A 20,722-nucleotide genomic window follows, 5' to 3' on the forward strand; every position below is an offset into this window, starting at 1 on the left:
GGCGCCAAAACGGTACAAACGACCCGCAGTCGCATCCCAGGCCGGCTTGTGCCGGTCGTGGGCGGCCTTGCCCAGCCCCAGACGGCCGTCGGACGCCGAACCGGGCGGAGCGCGTAGCGAATTGCTGCGTCCGCGGGCCCACCCCTACCGACATGGGCATCTGGTCGCTGTCTGGTGCGGGTTGACCGCACCCAGACCCGGAAAGGGTGCCTATGGGCCCTCGGGGGAGGTGTGGCCCTCCCCGCGGTGCCATCGGCCGTCCCGGCCGGGTCCTGGGGGGCTGGGTGCGGATGGACGGGGGACGAGGCCGGACATCTCTGACGAACCCGTGTGGGTATCTGTCCCCCTGACCGTTCCTTCTGGGGCTTCCCGGCAGTCTTATGGCATTCCGGGGCGGGTCGGTCGGTCAAGGGTGGCCGAAGGCCATCGCGTAGCGACGCGACGACGAAGGAGGAGCGCCCTTGAGGGACCGGCACGACACGGAAGGACAGTGGACTGGCGGGAAACCCCCGGACTCCCTCTGATGCCGGATGAGCGCACCCCGCCCCCCGGGGATCCCGCCCCCGGCAACGCAGCCCAGGCCGTCAGCCCAACGGCCGGCCCGGCCGTCACCCCGCCGCCGCTTCCGCCCCGCCACCGCTTCCGCCCCCCGCCCCGCCCCGCCCTCACTCCCGCTCCGTCAGGGCCTCGTCCTGGGCCGCCAGGACCTGGTGCCAGGCCGACTCGTGGGCGTCGCGGGCCGCTTCGTCGTAGAAGCCGGCGTGCGTGAGGTGCAGCCGTGTGCCGATCGGGTGGGGGCTGAGCTCGACGGTGACCACCGTCTCGGCGCCGGCCGTGCCGGCCCGGCCCGTCACCCAGGTCAGCTCCACCAGCCGGTCGGGCACCAGGCGCAGGAAGCGCCCGTAGTGCGGATGCCTGGTCCGCGGAGCCCCCGGCTCCTTCGCGAACTCCGTCTCGAAGAAGAACGGCGCGTTCACCTCGGCCGTCATCACCACCGAGCCCGGCGCGGCGAACCAGCGGTCGAACTCCTCGGTCCACGCCGTGTACAGGGTGTGCTCGGAGGCGATCATCGCGCGTTCGACGGTCAGCCGGTGGGGGCGCTCCGTCAGGTCGGGGACGCGGATCGGTGCGGTGTCGGTCATGGCACCTCACCGTAGTGAGCGGGGAACCCGGCGCCCGGGTGCGACGCTCAGTACGACTGGAGCTCCCACAGGTTGCCCTCGGGATCGCGGACATGGGCGCTGCGCAGGGTCGGCCCCCAATCCGCGCGGTCGGCCGGCGGGCCGGCGGCTCCTGGACGAGCTGGCCGCAGAGGTCGCGGCCGTCCGCGACGGCCTGCTGGCCCCTCTCGACGAGGCCGAACGGGCCACCCCTGCACGCGCTTCTGCTGCGCGTGCACGTCCACGCGGCGCGCCGGTGACTCAGCGCTTGGGCAGGGCCCGGAGTACGGCGAGTTCCTCGGTGTGGCGGCGCATGGCCAGGCTGACGGTGCCCGAGGTGTACTGGAAGAGGCCGACGGCCGCGAGCGGCAGGGAGACCACGAGCGTGGCGAGCAGGTCGGCGGAGTCCCGTGCGGCCGCGCAGCGGTCGCCCTCGGCATCGGCGTAACTGCGCTTCCCGGAGTCCCCCTCGTCGTAGAAGACGCGGGAGGCGCACGTCCGGCTGCTGCTCGAGCCGTAGCCGAGGCTGAAGGGTGCGAACAGCTGGTAGGCGAGCCAGAGCCAGATGCCACCCGTCGCGATGAACAGGAAGACCCCCACGGTCCGCTTGCGCTCCGCCCGCTCGCGGAAGTTCGTCTCGTACGCCTCAGCAGTCATGGGCGTCGAATCTAGCCGAGGCCGGCGGCCTGCTCCGGATCCTTTCCTTCGCGCGCGGTGCTGCGCGCCCACGAGCCAAGGACGGTCAAAACAGGGAGTATTGGGGTGTTTCCGGCGCGATCCTAGATCCTTTGTTCGTTCGGCTGTGAGGGCCCGGTGAAGCCGAGACGAATGGTGTGCCACATATCCCGGGGCGGCGGCGAGTCGTATCCGAATACCTGATAGACAGTGGATATCCACGGCTCGACCCGCCGTATACCTTGTCGGCCGCCTTGGGGGGATCGCCGCACCGTGAAGCCGCTTCACCGTCACCTCGTCAACACCTCGCGCAAGGTCCTGTGCACGGCCGCGCTCGCGGCCAGCCTGACGACCGCCGCCGTGGTGACCAACACGCCGACCGCAGACGCGGGCGAGTCCGAGCCCACCCCGGACAGCCCCCAGGCCAACGATCGCGGCGACGCCCGCCTCGACCTGCCCGACCCGCTCGCCGACCCGGCCGTACCGCCCGCCGGCACTGGGGCCGAGGGGGCCAGCGGCATTCCCGCGACCGCCCTCGACGCGTACCGGCGCGCCGAGGTCTCCGTCGCCGCTGCGCTCCCCGGCTGCAAGCTGCCCTGGCAACTGCTCGCCGGCATAGGCCGGGTCGAGTCGGTGCACGCCTCCGGCTACGGGCTCAAGGCCGACGGTTACACCGAGAAGCCGATCCGCGGCCCCCGCCTCGACGGCAACGGCTTCGCCGAGGTCAAGGACACCGACAAGGGCGAGTTCGACGGGGACGCCGTCTACGACCGCGCCGTCGGCCCGATGCAGTTCATCCCCTCCACCTGGGCCACGTGGGGCGCCGACGGCAACGGCGACTCCAAGCGCGACCCGAACAACATCTACGACGCGGCGCTGGGCGCGGGCCTCTACCTGTGCGCGGGCGACCGGAACCTCTCGGACCAGGCGCAGCTCGACCGGGCGATCCTCAGCTACAACAACTCCCGCGAGTACGTGAACACCGTGGTCGGGTACATGCACCAGTACCAGAACGGTGCCGCCGGGGTGCCGAACCCGCCCGTCGGGAACTACCCGACGCCGCCCGTGACGACGCTGCCGACGCCGTCGCAGACGAAGCCGAGCACTCCGAGCACGTCGAAGCCCACGCCGACCCCGACCCCGACGCCCACGCCGTCGAAGCCGGCCGAGCCGCAGAAGCCCACGCCGGCCCCGACCCTGGCCAAGCTGGAGCTGCTCGGCAGCCCGGAGCTCAAGGCCGAGGCCGGGTCCGCGTTCGGCGTGGTCCCGCGGATCAAGGCGGTGCTCAGCGACGGCAAGCCGGCCGCCGCGAAGCCCATCCTGTTCGAGCTCAAGGGCGACACCACGGGCAGCTTCATCGGCGCCGAGGGCAAGACCTTCCTCGTGGTGGAGACCGACGCCGAGGGCATCGCGGCCCTGCCCGGCCTGAAGGCCGGGGCCAAGACGGGCGGGTTCACCCTGCGGGTGGCGGCCTACAACACCGAGGCCCAGCTCACGGTGAACTTCACCGGTACGGTCACGGCGAAGCCGGCCCCCGTCGCGGACAAGCTGACCCGTACCGACGCCGGTGCGGCGCAGCCGCTGGAGGTCGTGGCGGGGACCAGCTTCACGGGCGTGCAGGTCACGGCCACCGCCCAGGACAAGGCGGCGGAGGGTACGCAGGTCACGGCCGGACTGGTGGAGAAGAACCAGGACGGCAGTGCGTGGGTCCCGGTGGACCCGGCGAAGTCCAAGGGCCCGTGGTTCAAGGACAAGGACGGCACGAAGGTGACCAGCCTGCTGCTGGCCCCGACCGGCGCGGACGGCAAGATCGCGCTGCCCGAGCTGTTCACCACGGACGTCGCCCCGGGCACGTACCACCTCCGCCTGATCACGAAGGACAACGTGGTCCTGGTCCTGGACCTGAAGATCACGGCAGCCCCGACGGCGCCTCCGGTGACGCCGGCCGCCAAGCAGTAACGAGCCGGGCCCCGGGACCGCGTTCCGGAATCCGTGCCCGCGGGCCCGCCCGCAAAAAACGCCGACCGCCCCTGGTCACCGTGCAACGGTGACCAGGGGCGGTCCTGTTCGCCCCGTCCCCCGCCCGGGAGGAAAAGGCAGGAGCCCCGCGACCTCCGTCGGAACGGGGGAGGCAGGGCTCCTTGGGTACTGCTATCCAACCGCGATTAGGTTGGCCCAGGCGACTAGGCCGGGGTGACGTTCTCCGCCTGCGGGCCCTTCGGACCCTGCGTGACGTCGAAGTTCACCATCTGGTTCTCCTCGAGGGAGCGGAAGCCAGAGGCGTTGATCGCGGAGTAGTGGACGAAGACATCCGGGCCGCCGCCGTCCTGGGCGATGAAGCCGAAGCCCTTTTCAGCGTTGAACCACTTCACGGTTCCGGTAGCCATGAGCCCTCCTATGGGCCAAAGGGTCGCCCTGCTCCAGAACCTGCTAAGAAGTCTGAAAACTACAAAAGCCTGCGGGTCACATTCTCCGCAGGCCTCGTACTGCAAGGGAAACCAAACTGCAACTTGCGTCGAGCCTAGCACGCACCCTGCGGCAGAGACCAGAGGGAAAGATCACGTCACCCGGACGTTTGAGGCCCGCCCGAAGGCTGACGGAGACCCGGGGGCTAGTCTCGCGATGTGGACGTCTATCGCAGCCGGCCCCGCGTCGGCCACATTCAGTTCCTGAACTGCCTTCCCCTCTACTGGGGACTGGCAAGAACCGGCACGCTGCTGGACCTGGAGCTGACCAAGGACACCCCCGAGAAGCTCAGTGAGCGGCTCGTCCAGGGGGACCTGGACATGGGTCCGATCACTCTCGTGGAGTTCCTCCGCAACGCCGACCAGCTCGTCGCGTTCCCCGATCTGGCGGTCGGCTGCGACGGCCCGGTCATGTCCTGCGTGATCGTTTCGCAGGTGCCGCTGGAGCAGCTGGACGGGGCGCGGGTCGCCCTCGGCTCGACCTCCCGTACCTCTGTACGCCTCGCCCAACTGCTGCTTTCCGAGCGGTACGGGGTCCGGCCGGACTACTACACCTGCCCCCCCGACCTGGGCCTGATGATGCAGGAGGCCGACGCGGCCGTGCTGATCGGCGACGCCGCGTTGCGCGCCTCGCTGCACGATGCGCCCCGGCTCGGCCTCGACGTGCACGACCTGGGACTGATGTGGAAGGAGTGGACCGGACTGCCGTTCGTCTTCGCCGTCTGGGCCGCCCGCAAGGACTACCTCGCCCGCGAGCCGCTCGTCGTGCGCAAGGTCCACGAGGCCTTCCTCGACTCCCGCGACCTCTCCCTGGAGGAGGTCGCCAAGGTCGCCGAGCAGGCGGCCCGCTGGGAGGCCTTCGACGCCGATCTGCTCCAGCGGTACTTCACGACGCTCGACTTCCGCTTCGGACCCGAACAGTTGGCCGGTGTAAGGGAATTCGCCCGTCGTACGGGACCGACCACGGGCTATCCCGCGGATGTCGCGGTGGAGCTGCTGAGCGGTGACGACGCCCGCCTCTGATCGCTGCCGACCCCTTCTGCTGATCGAATTACCGGGCGGTAGCCCGGGTTCCGGTAGGGGGATATGCCGTTTCCCGGGAATTCTTCCTCTTTTCGCTTTCCTGTCCGCTTCCCGTCCGCCCCACCGGAATGCACGGATCCCGGTGCGGCGTGCCCGACCCGCGGTGCCCGCGCACATGCGGGGCCGGGCCGCGCGGGACACCATGGACAGAGAGGGGAGGCACCACCTCCTCGGGCGGCCGCGTTCGTTCTCATGCCAGGGGGCCATGGGAGCGCGCCATGACCAATCGCAAGATCGCCGCGGACATCACGGTCCTCGGAGACAGCATCGAAGTGCCCGGGATCGGCTTCCTCCCGGTCAACGCGTACGTCCTGCACGCCAGGGAGCCCGTCGTCGTCGACACCGGGCTCGGCCTGCCCGACCGGGACTTCCTCGAGGTGCTGGGCACGGCCGTCGACCCCGCCGACATCCGGTGGATCTGGCTGACCCACCCCGACCGGGACCACACCGGCGGGATCTTCGCCCTGCTGGAGGCGGCCCCGAAGGCGAAGCTCGTGACCACCTTCCTGGCCGCCGGGATCATGTCCTGCGAACGGCCGCTGCCCATGGACCGGATCTTCCTGCTCAATCCCGGGCAGTCCCTGGACGTCGGCGACCGCTCGCTCGCCGCCTTCCGGCCGCCGCTCTTCGACAACCCGGCGACCGTCGGCTTCTACGACGACCGCTCACGGGCCTGCTTCAGCTCCGACTGCTTCGGCGCGCCCATGCCGAGTGCGGAAGCCGCCGACGGCGGCGATGCCGGGGCCGTCGCAGCCGAGGACCTGCGGGCGGCGCAGCTGCTGTGGGCCTCGGTGGACAGCCCGTGGGTGCACGTCGTGGACCGCGACCGCTACCTCGCCTCGGTGGCGCCGCTGCGGGAGATGGACCCGGAGATCGTGGTCTCCACGCACCTGCCGCCCGCCGCGGGGATCACCGCGCGCATGGTCGAGACGGTCAGCCTCGCGGCGGGCATCGACCCGTTCGTCGGCCCCGACCAGCAGGCCCTCGAGCAGATGCTCGCCGGGTTCGAGCCCGGAGGAGCGACCGCCCCCGCGCCCGAAGGGGCGATGCCCGTCGCGCCGACCTGAGTGCGAGCCCGGCCATAGGGGGATGACACCCCCTAAGGTGCTCTTGGCGATCAGGGACCGAACGGGGGAGGGGGACGCGATGCAGCCGCTCGAAGCCGGCGAACCGCGGACCATCGGTGCGTACCGGCTGCTCGGCCGGCTCGGCTCGGGTGGCATGGGGCGGGTCTACCTGGGGCGCAGTACGGGCGGCCGGACGGTGGCCGTCAAGATCGTGCACCCGCACTTCGCCTCCGACGAGGAGTTCCGCGCCCGGTTCCGCCGCGAGGTCGAGGCCGCCCGGCGGGTCGGCGGCGAGTGGACCGCGCCCGTCCTGGACGCCGACCCGCAGGCGCCGGTCCCGTGGGTGGCCACCGGGTACGTGGCGGGCCCCTCCCTTGGCGGTGCGGTGGCCACGCACGGACCCCTTCCCGAGGCCTCCGTACGGGCCGTCGGCGAAGGTCTGGCGCGCGCGCTGGTGGCCGTCCACGGGCTGGGGCTCGTCCACCGGGACGTGAAGCCGTCGAACGTGATGCTGACCCTCGACGGCCCCCGGCTGATCGACTTCGGGATCGCCCGCGCCACGGACGGCACGGCCTCGCTCACCTCCACCGGCGTCTCCATCGGCTCACCCGGCTACATGTCCCCCGAGCAGATCCTCGGCAAGGGGGTCACCGGGGCGGCCGACGTGTTCTCGCTCGGCGCCGTGCTGGCCTTCGCGGCGACCGGTCAACCGCCGTTCACCGGGGACAACTCGGCGACCCTGCTCTACAAGGTGGTCCACGAACCGCCGGACCTCGACGCGGTCCCGGCCGGCGGGCTGCGCGAACTGATCGCCGCCTGCCTGGCCAAGGCGGCCGCCGACCGGCCCGCGCCGGAGGCGATGGCGGAGGCGCTCGCCGGCTCCCTGAGCGCCCCCGGGTGGCTTCCCGCGCCCCTGGTGGAGGAGGCCAGCCGCGCGGCGGTGGCCCTGCTCGACCTGGAGGCCGCACCGGCCGGTCCCGTAGAGGAGGCCGCCCCGGCGCCCGCCGCCGAACCCGCTTCGGGGCCGGTGCCGTTCACGGCCTCCTCGTACGGGGGTCCGGCGGTCGGTTTCGGGGCGCCGGACCCCTCGTACGGCAGCGCGGCGGTGTCCGGCGCCGGCTCGGCCGGCAGCTCGTACGGCCCGTACGGTCCGCCCGCGAACGCGGTGCACGGCCCCTACGGTCCGCCGCCCGCCGCCGACCACGGGAGTCCCACCGAGACCGCGGGCGGGGGTGTGCCGAAGCCGCGGACCGCACCCGACCCGACGCGCCAGGTCACCTTCAGCGCGGCCGGGCGGCGGTTCAGCTGCTCCCTGGTCCTCGCGGCGACGGCCGTACTGGCCGTGCTGTCGGGCGGCGGGCTCTACGGGCTGGGGTTGCTGCCGGGCACGGGCGGCGACTCCGACCAGCACGCGTCCGGCGACTCCACCGCCAAGCCGCCGGCGGCGTCGAAGGGCGACCCGACCCCGAGCGGAACCAACAGCTCGGCTCCGCCCCAGGGCACCCGGGGCGATGTCCCCAAGGAGCTCACCGGCACCTGGAAGGGCACGGTCACCACCGCCCGCGCCGGGGTCTCCAGCGAGTTCGAGATCACCATCAAGGGCGGCAAGGTCGGCGAGGTCGTCGCCCGGGACAAGTCGATCCTCCCGATCCTCGGCACCGACTGCAGCGGTGACTGGAAGCTCGCCTCCGCCACCGACCGCTCCCTCGTCCTGGACACCGCGGGCGGCCCCAACCCGGCCCCCGGCATCTGCTCCAACGGCTCCGCCGACGAGCGCTTCACCCTCAACCCGAACGGGACGCTCCACTACAAGTCGGGCGACCGGCCCGCCGGGTACCCCGAGGGCGACCTGACCCGCGTCCCGTGAGATCCCGCCGGACTCCGGTGGGCGGGCCTGGCGTAGGCTGGATCGGTCCGGATCTCCTGACCCTCTTGACACACCGCCGAAAGGTGACGCACCGGTGACCGACCAGGCCGCTCTCCAGTCTGTCCTCGACCGCGCCGCCGCAGGGGGCCGGATCACCAAGGAAGAGGCGCTCGACCTCTACCGGCACGCCCCCCTGCACGCGCTCGGCCAGGCAGCCGACGCGGTGCGCCGCCGCCGCTACGCCGGCATCGAGCACATCGCGACGTACATCATCGAGCGCAACATCAACTACACCAACGTGTGCGTCACGGCGTGCAAGTTCTGCGCCTTCTACGCGGCCCCGAAGGACACCAAGAAGGGCTGGTCCCGCGACCTCGACGACATCCTGCGCCGCTGCGCGGAGACCGTGGAGCTCGGCGGCACGCAGATCATGTTCCAGGGCGGGCACCACCCGGACTACGGCGTGGAGTACTACGAGGAGCACTTCTCCGCCATCAAGAAGGCGTTCCCGCAGCTGGTCATCCACTCCCTCGGCGCGTCCGAGGTCGACCACATGGCCCGTATCTCCGGTGTCTCCGCCGAGGAGGCCATCCGCCGCATCCACGCGGCCGGCCTCGACTCGTTCGCGGGCGCCGGCGCCGAACTCCTGCCGGAGCGGCCGCGCAAGGCGATCGCCCCGCTGAAGGAGTCCGGCGAGCGCTGGCTGGAGATCATGGAGATCGCCCACGAGCTGGGCGTGGAGTCCACCTCCACGATGCTGATGGGCACCGGCGAGACCAACGCCGAGCGCATCGAACACATCGCGATGATCCGTGACACGCAGGACCGGACGGGCGGCTTCCGCGCGTTCATCCCGTACACGTACCAGCCCGAGAACAACCACCTCAAGGGCCGGACCCAGGCGACGGTCTTCGAGTACCTGCGGATGATCGCCATCGCGCGCCTCTTCCTCGACAACATCGCCCACATCCAGGGCTCCTGGCTCACCGTGGGCAAGGAGGCGGGCCAGCTCTCGCTGCACTACGGCGCGGACGACCTCGGCTCGATCATGCTCGAGGAGAACGTGGTCTCCTCGGCCGGAGCCAAGCACCGCTCCAACCGCCAGGAGATCATCGACCTGATCCGCAAGGCGGGCCGCGTCCCCGCGCAGCGCGCGACGACGTACGAGCACCTGCTCGTGCACGACGACCCGGCGAACGACCCGGTCGACGACCGCGTGGTCTCGCACATCTCGTCCACCGCCATCGAGGGCGGCACGGCGCACCCCGAGCTGAAGCTCATCTCGACGAACTGACGACCCGACGATCTGACGACGGACTGACGACGGACCGACACGCCCGTGCTGACCCTCCACACCGCTGAACTCCTCGTCCCGGGGGCGGGTTCCGCCGCGCTGCCCGGCGGCGCGGTCCTCGTCGACGGCGACCTGATCACCCGCGTCGGGGCGTACGAGGAACTCGCCGCGGAGTTCCCGCACGCGCGGGTCCGGCGCTGGCCCGGGGTGCTGACCCCGGGGCTGCTCGTACGCGGCGCGGACGTGCTGCTGGAGCGCACGTACTACCCGGACGACCCGTACGAGGTCACCGAGCTCGGCGCCGACCCGATCACCGGCGCCGAGGCGCTCGACTCCCTCAAGCTGACCGAGTCCCGCTGGGGCAACAGCGCCCGCCGGGCCACGCAGAGGCTGCTGGCCCGCGGGGTGGTGGCGGTCGCCGGGCGGCTCACGGTCCCGGCGGTACGGACGGCGGTGGTCCGCTCGGGGCTGACGCTCCTCCCGCCGACGGCCGCAGTGTCCCCGGATCCGCCGTCGCTGGACCCGTTCGCCGGCCGGGACGCGGCCGAGCAGGCCTTCTTCGGCACCCTGGAACCGGGCGCCCCGGCCCGCTTCGCGGCGTTCGCGGCCCCCGACCCCGAGGCGCTGCTGGACCAGGGAGCCACCACCTGCGTGGCCACGGTCATCACCGGCCGCCTTCTGCACCGCCGCCGCTAGGGGGTGTCGTCAGTCGCGGCGCTAGGTTCTGACGCCCTCGCGGGCCAGGGCGGCCAGGAGACAGGCCTGGAGACGGCTGATTCCGCCCAGTTTCGCCCGTATGTTGTGGACGTGGAACTTGACGGTGCTGACGGACAGTTGCAGCTCGCCGGCGAGTTCCGCGTTGGAGGCGCCGGTCGCCAGGCACAGGAACACGGCCGACTCCTGCTCGGTGAGCTGGACCTCGCGCCGCACCTCCTCCCCGGTCCGCGGCGGAAACCAGGCCGGGACGCTGAAGCTGACGACGCGCACGGTTACCACTCCTCGCCCCCGGCCGATGCCCCTGTGGTCAACCCATCGGCTCTCCCTGTGCTCTAAGGGACGTTCGGGCCCGACAGGTAGGTTCCCTTCCCGTCGAACGGCCAGGCATTGGCCTGGCAGCCGAGCAGCCCCTTGATCTGCTGCATCATGGCCGGAGCGGGCTTGCCGGGGCCCGGGCAGGTCTCGTGGCCGCGGCCTATCTCGTGGCCCACCTCGTGGTTGACGATCAGCGCCCGGTACTCCTCCACGGGGCCCTTGAACTGGGGAGACCCCTCCTGCCAGCGCTTGAGGTTCACCACGACCGTGTGGCCGGCCCGGCAGTTGGTCTCGCCGACGAGCTCGGGGGTGACCACCTCGCACAGCCGGTCGGTGGTCGTGGGCGTCGCGATCTTCACCGTGAAGTCCACCGGCTGGCCGGCCCCGACGAGCTGGAAGCCGTACGCCGGATCCCGGATCCAGCCGCGCGGGTCCCCGAGGATCGCCTCCACCGACTGGGCGGCGGCGTCGGGGTCGACCCCGCTGCCCTCCTCGACCTCGATCCGCCAGCGGCGGGCGGGCCCCTTGCCCTGCGGCTGCCCCGAACGCGAGGAGGCCGCGAACACCCCCGGCCCGGACTGCGCCACCGGGGCGGCGGCCGAGCTGCCGCCGCCCGGTTTCGACGATGCGGCGCCGGGGTTCGGCGGGGCGGCGGAGGACTGCCCGGGCGCGGGCGAGCCGGACGAGACCGACGGGGACGGAGCGGCGCCGGGATCCTGGTCGGGCGCCACGGCAGCAGGCGCGGCCACGCTGTCGGAGACGGAGGCGGCGTCGTCCAGCGGCACGATCGCGTACGCGGTCGCCGAGACGGCGACCACCGCGGCCGAGCCGAGGACCGTACGGCGCAGCCGCCTGCGCCGCTCGGCCCGGCGCTTGGCGCGCGGACCGAGAGCGGAGCGTCGACCGGTGGAATGGCCTGCCGGCATCGTGAACCCTTTGTTCGGCAATATCTTCGTGATCTTCACGAACGTGTTCGTGAAGATGCTCGTGTATGTCGTGTTTCGGTAGGCCTTGTCGGGCCGTACCAGCCAGTCAACGCGGACGCGCGGGCTCCGCGTAACTGTCCTTCGGGCCAGTTGTGCCCCCGGCGGTGCGGCGTGGGGGCGCCTGCGAGAATGGCCCGGTATCAGCCCACCCGCACCGCACCGCACCTGAGGGGCCAACGCCAGTGACCCGCGCTTCCCTGGACAAGCAGCCGCACGAAGTCGCCTCCATGTTCGACGGTGTGGCGGCGAACTACGACCTCACCAACGACGTCCTCTCCTTCGGGCAGGCCCGCCTGTGGCGCAAGGAGGTGGCCAAGGCGGTCGGTGCGCGCCCCGGGCACAAGGTGCTGGACCTGGCCGCCGGAACCGCGACCTCCTCGCTGCCGTTCGCCGCGACCGGCGCGTACGTCGTCCCCTGCGACTTCTCCCTCGGCATGCTCCGCGAGGGCAAGAAGCGCCACGCCTGGCTGCCGCTGACCGCGGGCGACGCGACGAAGCTGCCGTTCAAGGACGACGTCTTCGACACCGTGACGATCTCCTTCGGGCTGCGCAACGTGCAGGACACCGACGCCGCGCTGCGCGAGCTGTACCGGGTGACCAAGCCCGGCGGCCAGGTCGTCATCTGCGAGTTCTCGCAGCCGACGTGGGCGCCGTTGCGGACGGTGTACGTGGAGTACCTGATGCGGGCCCTGCCGCCGGTGGCCCGCGCCGTGTCCTCCAACCCCGACGCGTACGTCTACCTCGCCGAGTCGATCCGGGAGTGGCCGGACCAGCCGGCGCTGGCCGCGCTGCTGCAGAAGGCAGGCTGGTCCAAGGTCGCCTGGCGCAACCTGAGCGGCGGGATCGTCGCGCTGCACCGCGGTTCCAAGGCGTAGGAAGCGTGGATTACCAGGCCCTCCTGGAGCAGATCGCGGCGGACGTCGCCCCGTTGGTGGGCAGCGGCACACCCGCCGAGTACATCCCGGCCCTCGCATCGGTGGACCCCCGGCAGTTCGGGATGGCCGTCGCCGACCTCGACGGGAACGTCTTCGGGGTCGGGGACTGGGAGGTTCCGTTCTCCGCCCAGTCCATCACCAAGGTCTTCGCCCTGGCCCTGGCGCTGGCCGAGGGCGGCGACAGCCTGTGGGAGCGGGTCGGCCGGGAGCCGTCGGGCAACCCGTTCAACTCCCTCGTGCAGCTGGAGTACGAGAACGGCATTCCTCGCAATCCGTTCATCAACGCGGGCGCGCTCGTCGTCACCGACCGGCTGCAGACCCTGACGGGCGACGCGAGCAGCGAGCTCCTGAAGTTCCTCCAGGAGGAGAGCGGGAACCCGGAGCTCGGCTTCGACGCGGAGGTCGCGGCCTCGGAGCACGAGCACGGGGACCGCAATGCCGCGCTGGCTCATTTCATGGCCTCGTACGGCAACATCGACAACCCCGTGCCGACGCTGCTGGACCACTACTTCTGGCAGTGTTCGATCGAGATGACCTGTGCGGACCTGGCGCGGGCGGGCCGCTTCCTGGCCCGCCACGGGCTGCGCGCGGACGGCTCCCGCCTCCTCACGCGCAGCGAGGCCAAGCAGGTCAACGCGGTGATGCTGACGTGCGGGACGTACGACGCGGCGGGGGAGTTCGCCTACCGCGTCGGCCTGCCGGGCAAGAGCGGGGTGGGCGGCGGGATCGTCGCGGTCGTCCCGGGCCGCTGCACGCTGGCCGCGTGGAGCCCGGGCCTCGACCTCCACGGCAACTCCGTCGCAGCGGCAGCCGCCCTCGACCGCTTCACGACCCTGACGGGCCTTTCCGTCTTTTGACCCCTCCCGTTTCCGACCCCCTCCGCGTCTCGGGGCCGGCGGGGGTCACTCGGGGGCGAGGGACAGTTCGTAGCGGCGGCCCGGGTTGCCGCCCGGAGTGATGAACTCCGCGGCCAGGTCCATCCCGAGGCGCTCCGCGACCGCCACCGAGCGGGTGTTCCGGGCGTGGATCATCGCGACCACGTGCGGCACCCCCGCCTCCCGGAGCCGGTCGAGGGTGGCCAGCGCCGCGGCGTACGCGTAGCCCTGGCCCCAGGCGGAGCGGGCCAGGCGCCAGCCGATCTCGATCTCCCCGACGGGCCCCCACTCCTCCTGCGGCCACGGCTGCGCGCCGGTGAACCCGATCACCGCCCCCTCCGCGTCCAGCAGCGTCCACAGGCAGTAGCCGAGCCGGGCGTCGTGCAGGCGCTGCCGCGCCGTGAACTCCTCGTACAGGGACAGCTCGGCGGGACCGCCGAGGAACTCCATCACATCGGGGTCGTCGAAGACCCCGTGCCAGGCCCGCGCGTCCTCATCGGTGGGCACGCGCAGCTGTACGACGGGGAGCGAGGCGGGCGAAGCAGGCGAGGTGGTCATCGGGGGGCAGCCCTTCGGGTTCGTGATCTCTCTCGCTGCATAGACTGCACATGTCCTGTGCCGTTGGGCACCCCTTATCGAGCCTTCGGGAGACCCCGCAGTGACCGAGCCCCTCTCCGAACACTCCGCGGATGTGATCGTCGTCGGAGCCGGGCCCGCCGGCTCGACCACCGCCTACTACCTCGCCAAGGCCGGACTGGACGTCCTGCTGCTGGAGAAGACGGCCTTCCCGCGCGAGAAGGTCTGCGGTGACGGCCTGACCCCGCGCGCCACCAAGCAGCTGGTGGCGATGGGCATCGACATCTCCGAAGAGGCCGGCTGGCTCCGCAACAAGGGCCTGCGGATCATCGGCGGCGGCCAGCGGCTCCAGCTGGACTGGCCGGAACTCGCGTCCTTCCCGGACTACGGACTCGTCCGCAAGCGGGACGACTTCGACGAGACCCTGGCCCGCCAGGCCCAGAAGGCCGGCGCCCGCCTGTACGAGCGCTGCACCGTCGGCGAGCCCGTCCGCGACCCCCGCACCGGCCACATCACCGGCGTGCACGCGAAGCTGGGCGAGGACAAGACCCCCGTCACCTTCAGCGCGCCGCTCGTCGTGGCCGCCGACGGCAACTCCTCCCGCCTCTCCCTGGCGATGGGCCTGCACCGGCGCGAGGACCGCCCGATGGGCGTCGCGGTCCGTACGTACTTCACCTCGCCGCGGCACGACGACGACTACCTCGAGTCCTGGCTGGAGCTGTGGGACCGGCGCGGTCCGCAGGACCGGCTGCTGCCCGGCTACGGCTGGATCTTCGGCATGGGCGACGGCACGTCCAACGTCGGCCTCGGCATCCTCAACTCCTCCTCCGCCTTCAAGGAGCTGGACTGGCGCGAGGTCCTCAAGGCCTGGTGCGCGTCCATGCCGGAGGACTGGGGCTACACCCCCGAGAACATGACGCAGCCGATCCGCGGCGCGGCCCTGCCGATGGCCTTCAACCGCCAGCCGCACTACACCAAGGGGCTGCTGCTGGTCGGTGACGCGGGCGGGCTCGTCAACCCGTTCAACGGCGAGGGCATCGCCTATGCGATGGAGTCGGGGCAGATCGCCGCCGACGTCATCGTCCAGGCGCACTCCCGCGCCACCCCCGCACTGCGCGAACTGACGCTGCACAGCTACCCGAAGGTGCTCAAGGAGACCTACGGCGGCTACTACACGCTCGGCCGCGCCTTCGTGAAGCTGATCGGCAACCCGAAGGTCATGAAGGTCGCCACCCAGCGCGGCCTGACGCACCCGGTGCTGATGAAGTTCACGCTGAAGATGCTCGCCAACCTGACCGACCCGGCGGGCGGCGATGCGATGGACCGCATCATCAACGGCCTCTCGAAGGTGGCCCCCAAGGCCTGAGTCGCGCGACGACACCCCCTAAGGGCTGTCCCGCAATCCCCGGCGGGCGCACGACGCCGGCTACGCCGCCTCGCCGCGTTGTCGGAACACCCGAATACGCCCAGTATGCGGACGCTCCTCCGCCTTGCGATGCACCGCATCCGACGCCGCGCGCTGATCCACCGGGGATTACGGGACAGCCCTTAGGGAGCGGGTCGGGCCGGGGTTCCACCGGTTCGGCCCGCTTCGTCACTCATGGCTCCGCCGGGTCCGGTCCCCGTACGTCCCCTGCCGCGGGCCGTGGACCGTCCGTACGCAGCGGGCCACCAGCACCGTGCCCCAGAGCAGCAGCGCGAGGGCAACGGTCCAGCCGAGTCCCAGGATGACGGGATGTCCGGGTTTGTGCCACGGGCGGGTGGTGTTGAGCAGCCAGCCGCCGATGGCGAGCAGGAAGAGCCCGGCGGCGGCAGGTACGGGGGTCGGGTCGGCCGCGGGGTCGGCGCTCTCCCCGCCGGAGCCGTGTTCCTCGTACGCGTCGGTCATCGCGGTCCGACACCTCCTGGCCTGAATCGGGCGCTGCGCACCGCCATCCTCTCAGGGCGCCGGCGTACGCGGAAAGGGCCGGCACTCCGCCCCCGAGCGGGGGAGTGCCGGCCCTCGGGCCGTGCTGAGACGTGCCGAGACGCGCGCTGAGAGGGGCTCAGGAGCCCCTGGGGAACCTCAGGGACGCCCGGGACCTCAGAGGACGCGGACGGCGCCCGTCGGCTTGTCGTAGCTCAGGGAGCGCTCGACGATGCCCGTGCTGGGGTTCTGCGCGCCCACGAACTTGCCGCCGCCGACGTAGATGGCGACGTGGTAGGCGTTGCCGCGGGAGCCCCAGTACAGGATGTCGCCCGGCTGAAGGGCGCTCAGGGAGACCGAAGAGCCCTTCGAGGACTGGTCCTGCGACATGCGCGGCAGGGAGATGCCGGCCTGGCGGTACGCGGCCTGGACGAGGCCGGAGCAGTCGAACGAGGAGGGACCGGTGCCGCCCATGACGTACGCCTTGCCGACCTGAGCGCGGGCGAAGTTCACGATGGCGGCGGCGGAGCCGGTCGCCGGGGCGGTGACGGTGCCCGAGCCCTGCTCGCCGGAGTCGGACGCGGAAGTGCTCTGCAGCGAGGCGCGGGAGGAGCTGCGGGTGGCGCGCTCGGCCGCGGCCTTGCGGTCCGCCTCCTCCTTCGCCTTCTTCTCGGCGTCGGCCTTCTCGGCGTCTTCCTTGGCCTTCTTCGCCTCGGCGGCGGCGCCGGTGCGCGCCTGCTCCTCCTGGGAGCGCAGCTCGCCGGTGACGGCGGCGGCAGCCGTGTTCTCGGCGGCGGTGGTGACGGCGGAGGAGACGTCGGCGGCCAGGTCCAGGTTCAGGACCGGCATTTCGAGCGTCGTCTCGGTCACGGGCTCGGACGGGGACGCGCTCGCCGTGCCGGCCATCGCCAGGGTGCTGAGGACGCCACCGGCAACTCCGGCGCGGACCGCGAGCTTCGAGGCGCTGCGACGGGGCTTCCGGTGGCTGGGTATGTGAGCGGTGTGGGACATGAGGACAACCGCTATCAGGGCGTCCGGGTTCCCTTCAAGAAACGTGGTCTGCGCCACAGTTGCGCGCGAAGCGGGCTAACCGGGCGCGTCGCGCGTCTTATTGACGCCGTAACGGACGTATCGGACACGCCTTCACAAGGCTGTGATCAAGGGGTTTCTGTAATAAGTCCGAATTGATCTGCGGCCTACCATCCCCGCGCACAGTTGGCCAAGCCCTCTTTCGGAACCAAGAATTCGGCGTGGCGCAGGTCACAGGAATGTCTCACTGTGGGGGCGCTGTGGTCCGTCCGTGACCCAGCCGTGAAGTTGCCGTGTGGGGGGACCCCGGCGCTCGTGAACGTGTGCACGCGTCCACTCCCGTCCCCGGGGGCTCCCCCGACCGGGCGACGCGGCTCCCTTTACCCTGCAAGGCTTGACGGCGCAAATTTGCCTGCACTGGACATCGTTTGATAGTGCCATCCGCCTTCTACCTGCGGTAACGGGGTCGGATGTCACCTTTGGTGATCATGTGGATGCTTCGCGTATGAAGATCACGGCTCATCGGACTTCATGATCGTTCGTCAGGTGGTGGAGATCACAAACTCGTTGTTGTTACCCGTGTCGCAGATCACAGACCGACGGGCATAAGATGCGCAGCAGTCCGGCTTGTGAACTGCCTCACATGCAAATGCCCGATCGCGGGGTGATCTTCGCGAGGCGGCTCGCTCGGCGCCGGCACAGCGGTCCAACGGTCAAGGACGACTGGAAGGAGCGAGGAGCGTGAATGCGTACGCGCCCATCCTCGTGCTCGGCGCCCTCGGCGCAGGGTTTGCGATCTTCTCCGTGGTCATGGCCACGCTGATCGGCCCAAAACGGTACAACCGGGCGAAGCTCGAGGCGTACGAGTGCGGCATCGAGCCGACGCCCACGCCGGCCGGCGGCGGTCGCTTCCCCATCAAGTACTACCTGACGGCGATGCTCTTCATCGTCTTCGACATCGAAGTTGTCTTCCTCTACCCCTGGGCCGTCACCTTCGACTCCCTGGGGATCTTCGGGCTCGTCGAGATGCTGCTCTTCGTGCTCACCGTCTTCGTCGCCTACGCCTACGTGTGGCGCCGCGGCGGCCTGGAATGGGACTGAGGGGCTGAATTTCCCATGGGACTGGAAGAGAAGCTGCCGAGCGGCTTTCTGCTGACCACCGTCGAACAGGCCGCGGGCTGGGTGCGCAAGTCATCCGTCTTCCCCGCGACCTTCGGCCTGGCCTGCTGCGCCATCGAGATGATGACCACCGGAGCGGGCCGGTACGACCTGGCCCGCTTCGGCATGGAGGTCTTCCGCGGCTCACCGCGCCAGGCCGATCTGATGATCGTGGCCGGCCGGGTCAGCCAGAAGATGGCGCCGGTGCTGCGGCAGGTGTACGACCAGATGCCCGCTCCCAAATGGGTCATCTCCATGGGGGTTTGTGCATCTTCAGGCGGAATGTTCAACAACTACGCGATCGTCCAGGGCGTAGACCACATCGTCCCCGTGGACATCTATCTGCCCGGCTGCCCGCCCCGCCCCGAGATGCTGATCGACGCGATCCTCAAGCTCCACCAGAAGATCCAGGGCGGAAAGCTCGGCGTGAACCGGGAAGAGGCGGCCCGCGAGGCGGAGGCGGCGGCCCTCAAGGCCCTTCCCACGATCGAGATGAAGGGGCTGCTCCGGTGAGCGACACGAGCGACACCACCCCGGGCACCGGCGACCAGGGCAACGGGAACAACGTTCCTGCCCCGAGGGGCTCCGCCGGGGGCCCCGAGGTCATCGGCGTCCGCAAGGGCATGTTCGGAGCACGGGGCGGCGGCGACACCAGCGGCTACGGCGGCCTCGTCCGCACCGTGGCCATGCCCGGCGCCAGCCACCGCCCGTACGGCTCCTACTTCGACGAGATCGTCGACGAGCTCGAAGGGGCGCTGGAGGAGCAGGACCTGCTCCCGGAGAACGCGATCGAGAAGGTCGTCGTCGACCGGGGCGAGCTGACGCTCCACATCGCCCGCGAGCACCTGCCCCGCGTCGCGAAGACCCTCCGCGACGACCCGGCGCTGCGCTTCGAGCTCTGCACCGGCGTCTGCGGGGTGCACTTCCCCGACGACAAGAGCCGCGAGCTGCACGCCGTGTACCACCTGCGCTCCGTCACCCACGGCCGGGTGGTGCGCCTGGAGGTGACCGCCCCGGACGCCGATCCGCACATCCCGTCGCTCGTCTCCGTCTACCCGACGAACGACTGGCACGAGCGCGAGACGTACGACTTCTTCGGCCTGGTCTTCGACGGGCACCCGGCGCTCACCCGGATCATGATGCCGGACGACTGGCAGGGCTTCCCGCAGCGCAAGGACTACCCGCTCGGCGGCATCCCCATCGAGTACAAGGGCGCCCAGATCCCGGCTCCCGACCAGCGGAGGTCGTACAGCTGATGTCCACGTCGAACCACGCCTCCTCGAACCACACCTCCTCGGACCCCGCGGCCTCCCGGGAGACCACCGAGGGCACCGTCTACACCGTCACGGGCGGCGACTGGGACGAGATCGTCCGGTCGGCGGCCAAGGCCGACGACGAGCGCATCGTCGTCAACATGGGTCCACAGCACCCGTCCACCCACGGAGTGCTCCGGCTGATCCTGGAGATCGACGGCGAAACGGTCACCGAGGCCCGCTGCGGCATCGGCTACCTGCACACCGGCATCGAGAAGAACCTCGAATTCCGGAACTGGACGCAGGGCACCACCTTCGTGACGCGCATGGACTACCTGACGCCGTTCTTCAACGAGACGGCGTACTGCCTCGGCGTCGAGAAGCTGCTCGGCATCACCGACCAGATCCCGGACCGCGCCACCGTCATCCGCGTCCTGCTGATGGAGCTCAACCGGCTCTCCTCCCACCTGGTGTGCATCGCCACCGGCGGCATGGAGCTGGGCGCGACCACGATCATGATCTACGGCTTCCGCGACCGCGAGCTGATCCTCGACATCTTCGAGCTGATCACCGGCCTGCGCATGAACCACGCGTTCATCCGCCCCGGCGGCCTCGCGCAGGACCTGCCCCCCGGCGCCGTCGACCAGCTGCGCGACTTCCTCAAGACCATGAAGAAGAACCTGCCGGAGTACGACAAGCTCGCCACCGGCAACCCCATCTTCAAGGCCCGCATGCAGGACGTCGGCTACCTCGACCTCACCGGCTGCATGGCACTCGGCGCCACCGGTCCGATCCTGCGCTCCGCCGGCCTGCCGCACGACCTGCGCAAGGCGGATCCGTACTGCGGCTACGAGACCTACGAGTTCGACGTCCCGACCACCGAGACCTGCGACTCGTACGGGCGGTTCCTGGTCCGCCTGGAGGAGATGCGCCAGTCCCTGCGGATCGTCGAGCAGTGCCTGGAACGGCTCGAGCCGGGCCCGGTCATGGTCGCCGACAAGAAGATCGCCTGGCCGGCGCAGCTCGCGATGGGCCCGGACGGCCTCGGCAACTCGCTCGACCACATCAAGAACATCATGGGCACCTCCATGGAGGCCCTCATCCACCACTTCAAGCTGGTGACCGAGGGCTTCCGGGTGCCGGCCGGGCAGGCGTACGCGGCCGTCGAGTCGCCGAAGGGCGAACTCGGAGTCCACGTCGTCTCCGACGGCGGCACCCGCCCCTACCGGGTCCACTTCAGGGACCCGTCCTTCACCAACCTGCAGGCCATGGCAGCGATGTGCGAGGGCGGCCAGGTCGCCGACGTCATCGTCGCCGTCGCCTCCATCGACCCCGTGATGGGAGGCGTCGACCGATGACCA

At 70.8% G+C, this 20,722-nt stretch carries 21 protein-coding genes; 13 read left to right on the forward strand and 8 right to left on the reverse strand.

The genetic code is table 11. The annotated features are described in order from the left end of the window. Window positions 1–665: 665 nt before the first annotated feature. Together IF09_RS0121145 and IF09_RS0121150 are read right to left on the reverse strand one after the other, a co-directional pair. Window positions 666–1,142, reverse strand: coding sequence for an SRPBCC family protein (locus IF09_RS0121145; RefSeq protein ID WP_030298000.1), 477 nt, complete (start codon window positions 1,140–1,142; stop codon window positions 666–668). Window positions 1,143–1,421: 279 nt separating this feature from the next. Next, window positions 1,422–1,817, reverse strand: a complete 396-nt coding sequence (locus IF09_RS0121150) for a hypothetical protein (protein ID WP_030298002.1) — start codon at window positions 1,815–1,817, stop codon at window positions 1,422–1,424. Window positions 1,818–2,108: 291 nt separating this feature from the next. Here IF09_RS0121150 and IF09_RS0121155 point away from each other — a divergent pair, with 291 nt between their 5' ends. After that, the gene (locus IF09_RS0121155; protein WP_234321105.1) at window positions 2,109–3,794 is read left to right on the forward strand and encodes a lytic transglycosylase domain-containing protein; all 1,686 of its coding nucleotides are present in this window, start codon (window positions 2,109–2,111) and stop codon (window positions 3,792–3,794) included. A 224-nt stretch (window positions 3,795–4,018) separates the two neighbouring features. Here the strand turns inward: IF09_RS0121155 and IF09_RS0121160 are convergent, their stop codons facing one another. After that, entirely contained in the window at window positions 4,019–4,222 is a 204-nt protein-coding gene (locus IF09_RS0121160; protein ID WP_030162033.1) for a cold-shock protein, read from the reverse strand. A gap of 237 nt (window positions 4,223–4,459) precedes the next feature. On the opposite strand from IF09_RS0121160, the gene IF09_RS0121165 reads away from it, so the two are divergent. The 5 genes from IF09_RS0121165 to IF09_RS0121185 all read left to right on the forward strand — a co-directional run bounded on the left by IF09_RS0121165 (window position 4,460) and on the right by IF09_RS0121185 (window position 10,307). Next, window positions 4,460–5,323 (forward strand): menaquinone biosynthetic enzyme MqnA/MqnD family protein, encoded by an 864-nt coding sequence (locus tag IF09_RS0121165; protein ID WP_030298005.1) that lies wholly within the window; start codon window positions 4,460–4,462, stop codon window positions 5,321–5,323. A gap of 278 nt (window positions 5,324–5,601) precedes the next feature. Further along, a complete protein-coding gene (locus tag IF09_RS0121170; RefSeq protein ID WP_037635622.1) occupies window positions 5,602–6,450 on the forward strand; it encodes an MBL fold metallo-hydrolase in 849 nt (282 codons plus the stop codon). Window positions 6,451–6,529: 79 nt separating this feature from the next. Continuing rightward, window positions 6,530–8,317, forward strand: a complete 1,788-nt coding sequence (locus tag IF09_RS0121175) for a serine/threonine-protein kinase (protein ID WP_030298009.1) — start codon at window positions 6,530–6,532, stop codon at window positions 8,315–8,317. A 94-nt stretch (window positions 8,318–8,411) separates the two neighbouring features. After that, complete coding sequence (gene mqnC, locus IF09_RS0121180; RefSeq protein WP_030298011.1) at window positions 8,412–9,611, forward strand: cyclic dehypoxanthinyl futalosine synthase; 1,200 nt, start codon at window positions 8,412–8,414, stop codon at window positions 9,609–9,611. 45 nt (window positions 9,612–9,656) lie between these two features. Further along, window positions 9,657–10,307: an imidazolonepropionase-like domain-containing protein gene (locus IF09_RS0121185; protein ID WP_030298012.1), complete on the forward strand. Its 651-nt coding sequence runs from the start codon at window positions 9,657–9,659 to the stop codon at window positions 10,305–10,307. 21 nt (window positions 10,308–10,328) lie between these two features. On the opposite strand, the gene IF09_RS0121190 is transcribed toward IF09_RS0121185, so the two are convergent. Next, the gene (locus IF09_RS0121190) at window positions 10,329–10,598 is read right to left on the reverse strand and encodes a response regulator transcription factor (RefSeq protein ID WP_030298013.1); all 270 of its coding nucleotides are present in this window, start codon (window positions 10,596–10,598) and stop codon (window positions 10,329–10,331) included. 62 nt (window positions 10,599–10,660) lie between these two features. Then, window positions 10,661–11,569, reverse strand: coding sequence for a DUF3152 domain-containing protein (locus tag IF09_RS0121195; RefSeq protein WP_051832721.1), 909 nt, complete (start codon window positions 11,567–11,569; stop codon window positions 10,661–10,663). A gap of 242 nt (window positions 11,570–11,811) precedes the next feature. On the opposite strand from IF09_RS0121195, the gene IF09_RS0121205 reads away from it, so the two are divergent. Both IF09_RS0121205 and IF09_RS0121210 read left to right on the forward strand, forming a co-directional pair. Continuing rightward, a complete protein-coding gene (locus IF09_RS0121205) occupies window positions 11,812–12,504 on the forward strand; it encodes a demethylmenaquinone methyltransferase (RefSeq protein WP_030298018.1) in 693 nt (230 codons plus the stop codon). A 5-nt stretch (window positions 12,505–12,509) separates the two neighbouring features. Then, the gene (locus IF09_RS0121210; protein ID WP_030298020.1) at window positions 12,510–13,421 is read left to right on the forward strand and encodes a glutaminase; all 912 of its coding nucleotides are present in this window, start codon (window positions 12,510–12,512) and stop codon (window positions 13,419–13,421) included. A 45-nt stretch (window positions 13,422–13,466) separates the two neighbouring features. Here the strand turns inward: IF09_RS0121210 and IF09_RS0121215 are convergent, their stop codons facing one another. Next, the gene (locus IF09_RS0121215; RefSeq protein ID WP_030298021.1) at window positions 13,467–13,997 is read right to left on the reverse strand and encodes a GNAT family N-acetyltransferase; all 531 of its coding nucleotides are present in this window, start codon (window positions 13,995–13,997) and stop codon (window positions 13,467–13,469) included. A 100-nt stretch (window positions 13,998–14,097) separates the two neighbouring features. Between IF09_RS0121215 and IF09_RS0121220 the strand changes: the two genes are divergently transcribed. Next, on the forward strand, window positions 14,098–15,381 hold the full coding sequence (locus IF09_RS0121220) for a geranylgeranyl reductase family protein (RefSeq protein ID WP_030298023.1): 1,284 nt from the start codon (window positions 14,098–14,100) through the stop codon (window positions 15,379–15,381). 228 nt (window positions 15,382–15,609) lie between these two features. On the opposite strand, the gene IF09_RS0121225 is transcribed toward IF09_RS0121220, so the two are convergent. Both IF09_RS0121225 and IF09_RS0121230 read right to left on the reverse strand, forming a co-directional pair. After that, complete coding sequence (locus IF09_RS0121225; protein WP_030298025.1) at window positions 15,610–15,903, reverse strand: hypothetical protein; 294 nt, start codon at window positions 15,901–15,903, stop codon at window positions 15,610–15,612. A gap of 195 nt (window positions 15,904–16,098) precedes the next feature. Beyond that, a complete protein-coding gene (locus IF09_RS0121230; protein ID WP_030298027.1) occupies window positions 16,099–16,932 on the reverse strand; it encodes a C40 family peptidase in 834 nt (277 codons plus the stop codon). Window positions 16,933–17,691: 759 nt separating this feature from the next. Between IF09_RS0121230 and IF09_RS0121235 the strand changes: the two genes are divergently transcribed. Genes IF09_RS0121235 through IF09_RS0121250 form a run of 4 tightly spaced genes read left to right on the forward strand, consistent with a single transcriptional unit; the run spans window position 17,692 to window position 20,719 of the window. Next, window positions 17,692–18,051: an NADH-quinone oxidoreductase subunit A gene (locus tag IF09_RS0121235; RefSeq protein WP_030028256.1), complete on the forward strand. Its 360-nt coding sequence runs from the start codon at window positions 17,692–17,694 to the stop codon at window positions 18,049–18,051. Window positions 18,052–18,066: 15 nt separating this feature from the next. Then, window positions 18,067–18,621, forward strand: coding sequence for a NuoB/complex I 20 kDa subunit family protein (locus IF09_RS0121240; protein WP_030298030.1), 555 nt, complete (start codon window positions 18,067–18,069; stop codon window positions 18,619–18,621). Next, the gene (locus IF09_RS0121245; protein ID WP_030298032.1) at window positions 18,618–19,364 is read left to right on the forward strand and encodes an NADH-quinone oxidoreductase subunit C; all 747 of its coding nucleotides are present in this window, start codon (window positions 18,618–18,620) and stop codon (window positions 19,362–19,364) included. Before IF09_RS0121240 ends, IF09_RS0121245 begins: the two co-directional genes overlap by 4 nt. Further along, on the forward strand, window positions 19,364–20,719 hold the full coding sequence (locus tag IF09_RS0121250) for an NADH-quinone oxidoreductase subunit D (RefSeq protein ID WP_030298034.1): 1,356 nt from the start codon (window positions 19,364–19,366) through the stop codon (window positions 20,717–20,719). The genes IF09_RS0121245 and IF09_RS0121250 overlap by 1 nt, the downstream gene beginning before the upstream one ends. The last annotated feature ends 3 nt before the right edge of the window (window positions 20,720–20,722 follow it).

This window comes from Streptomyces katrae (genome assembly GCF_000717655.1).
Lineage (GTDB): Bacteria > Actinomycetota > Actinomycetes > Streptomycetales > Streptomycetaceae > Streptomyces > Streptomyces katrae_B.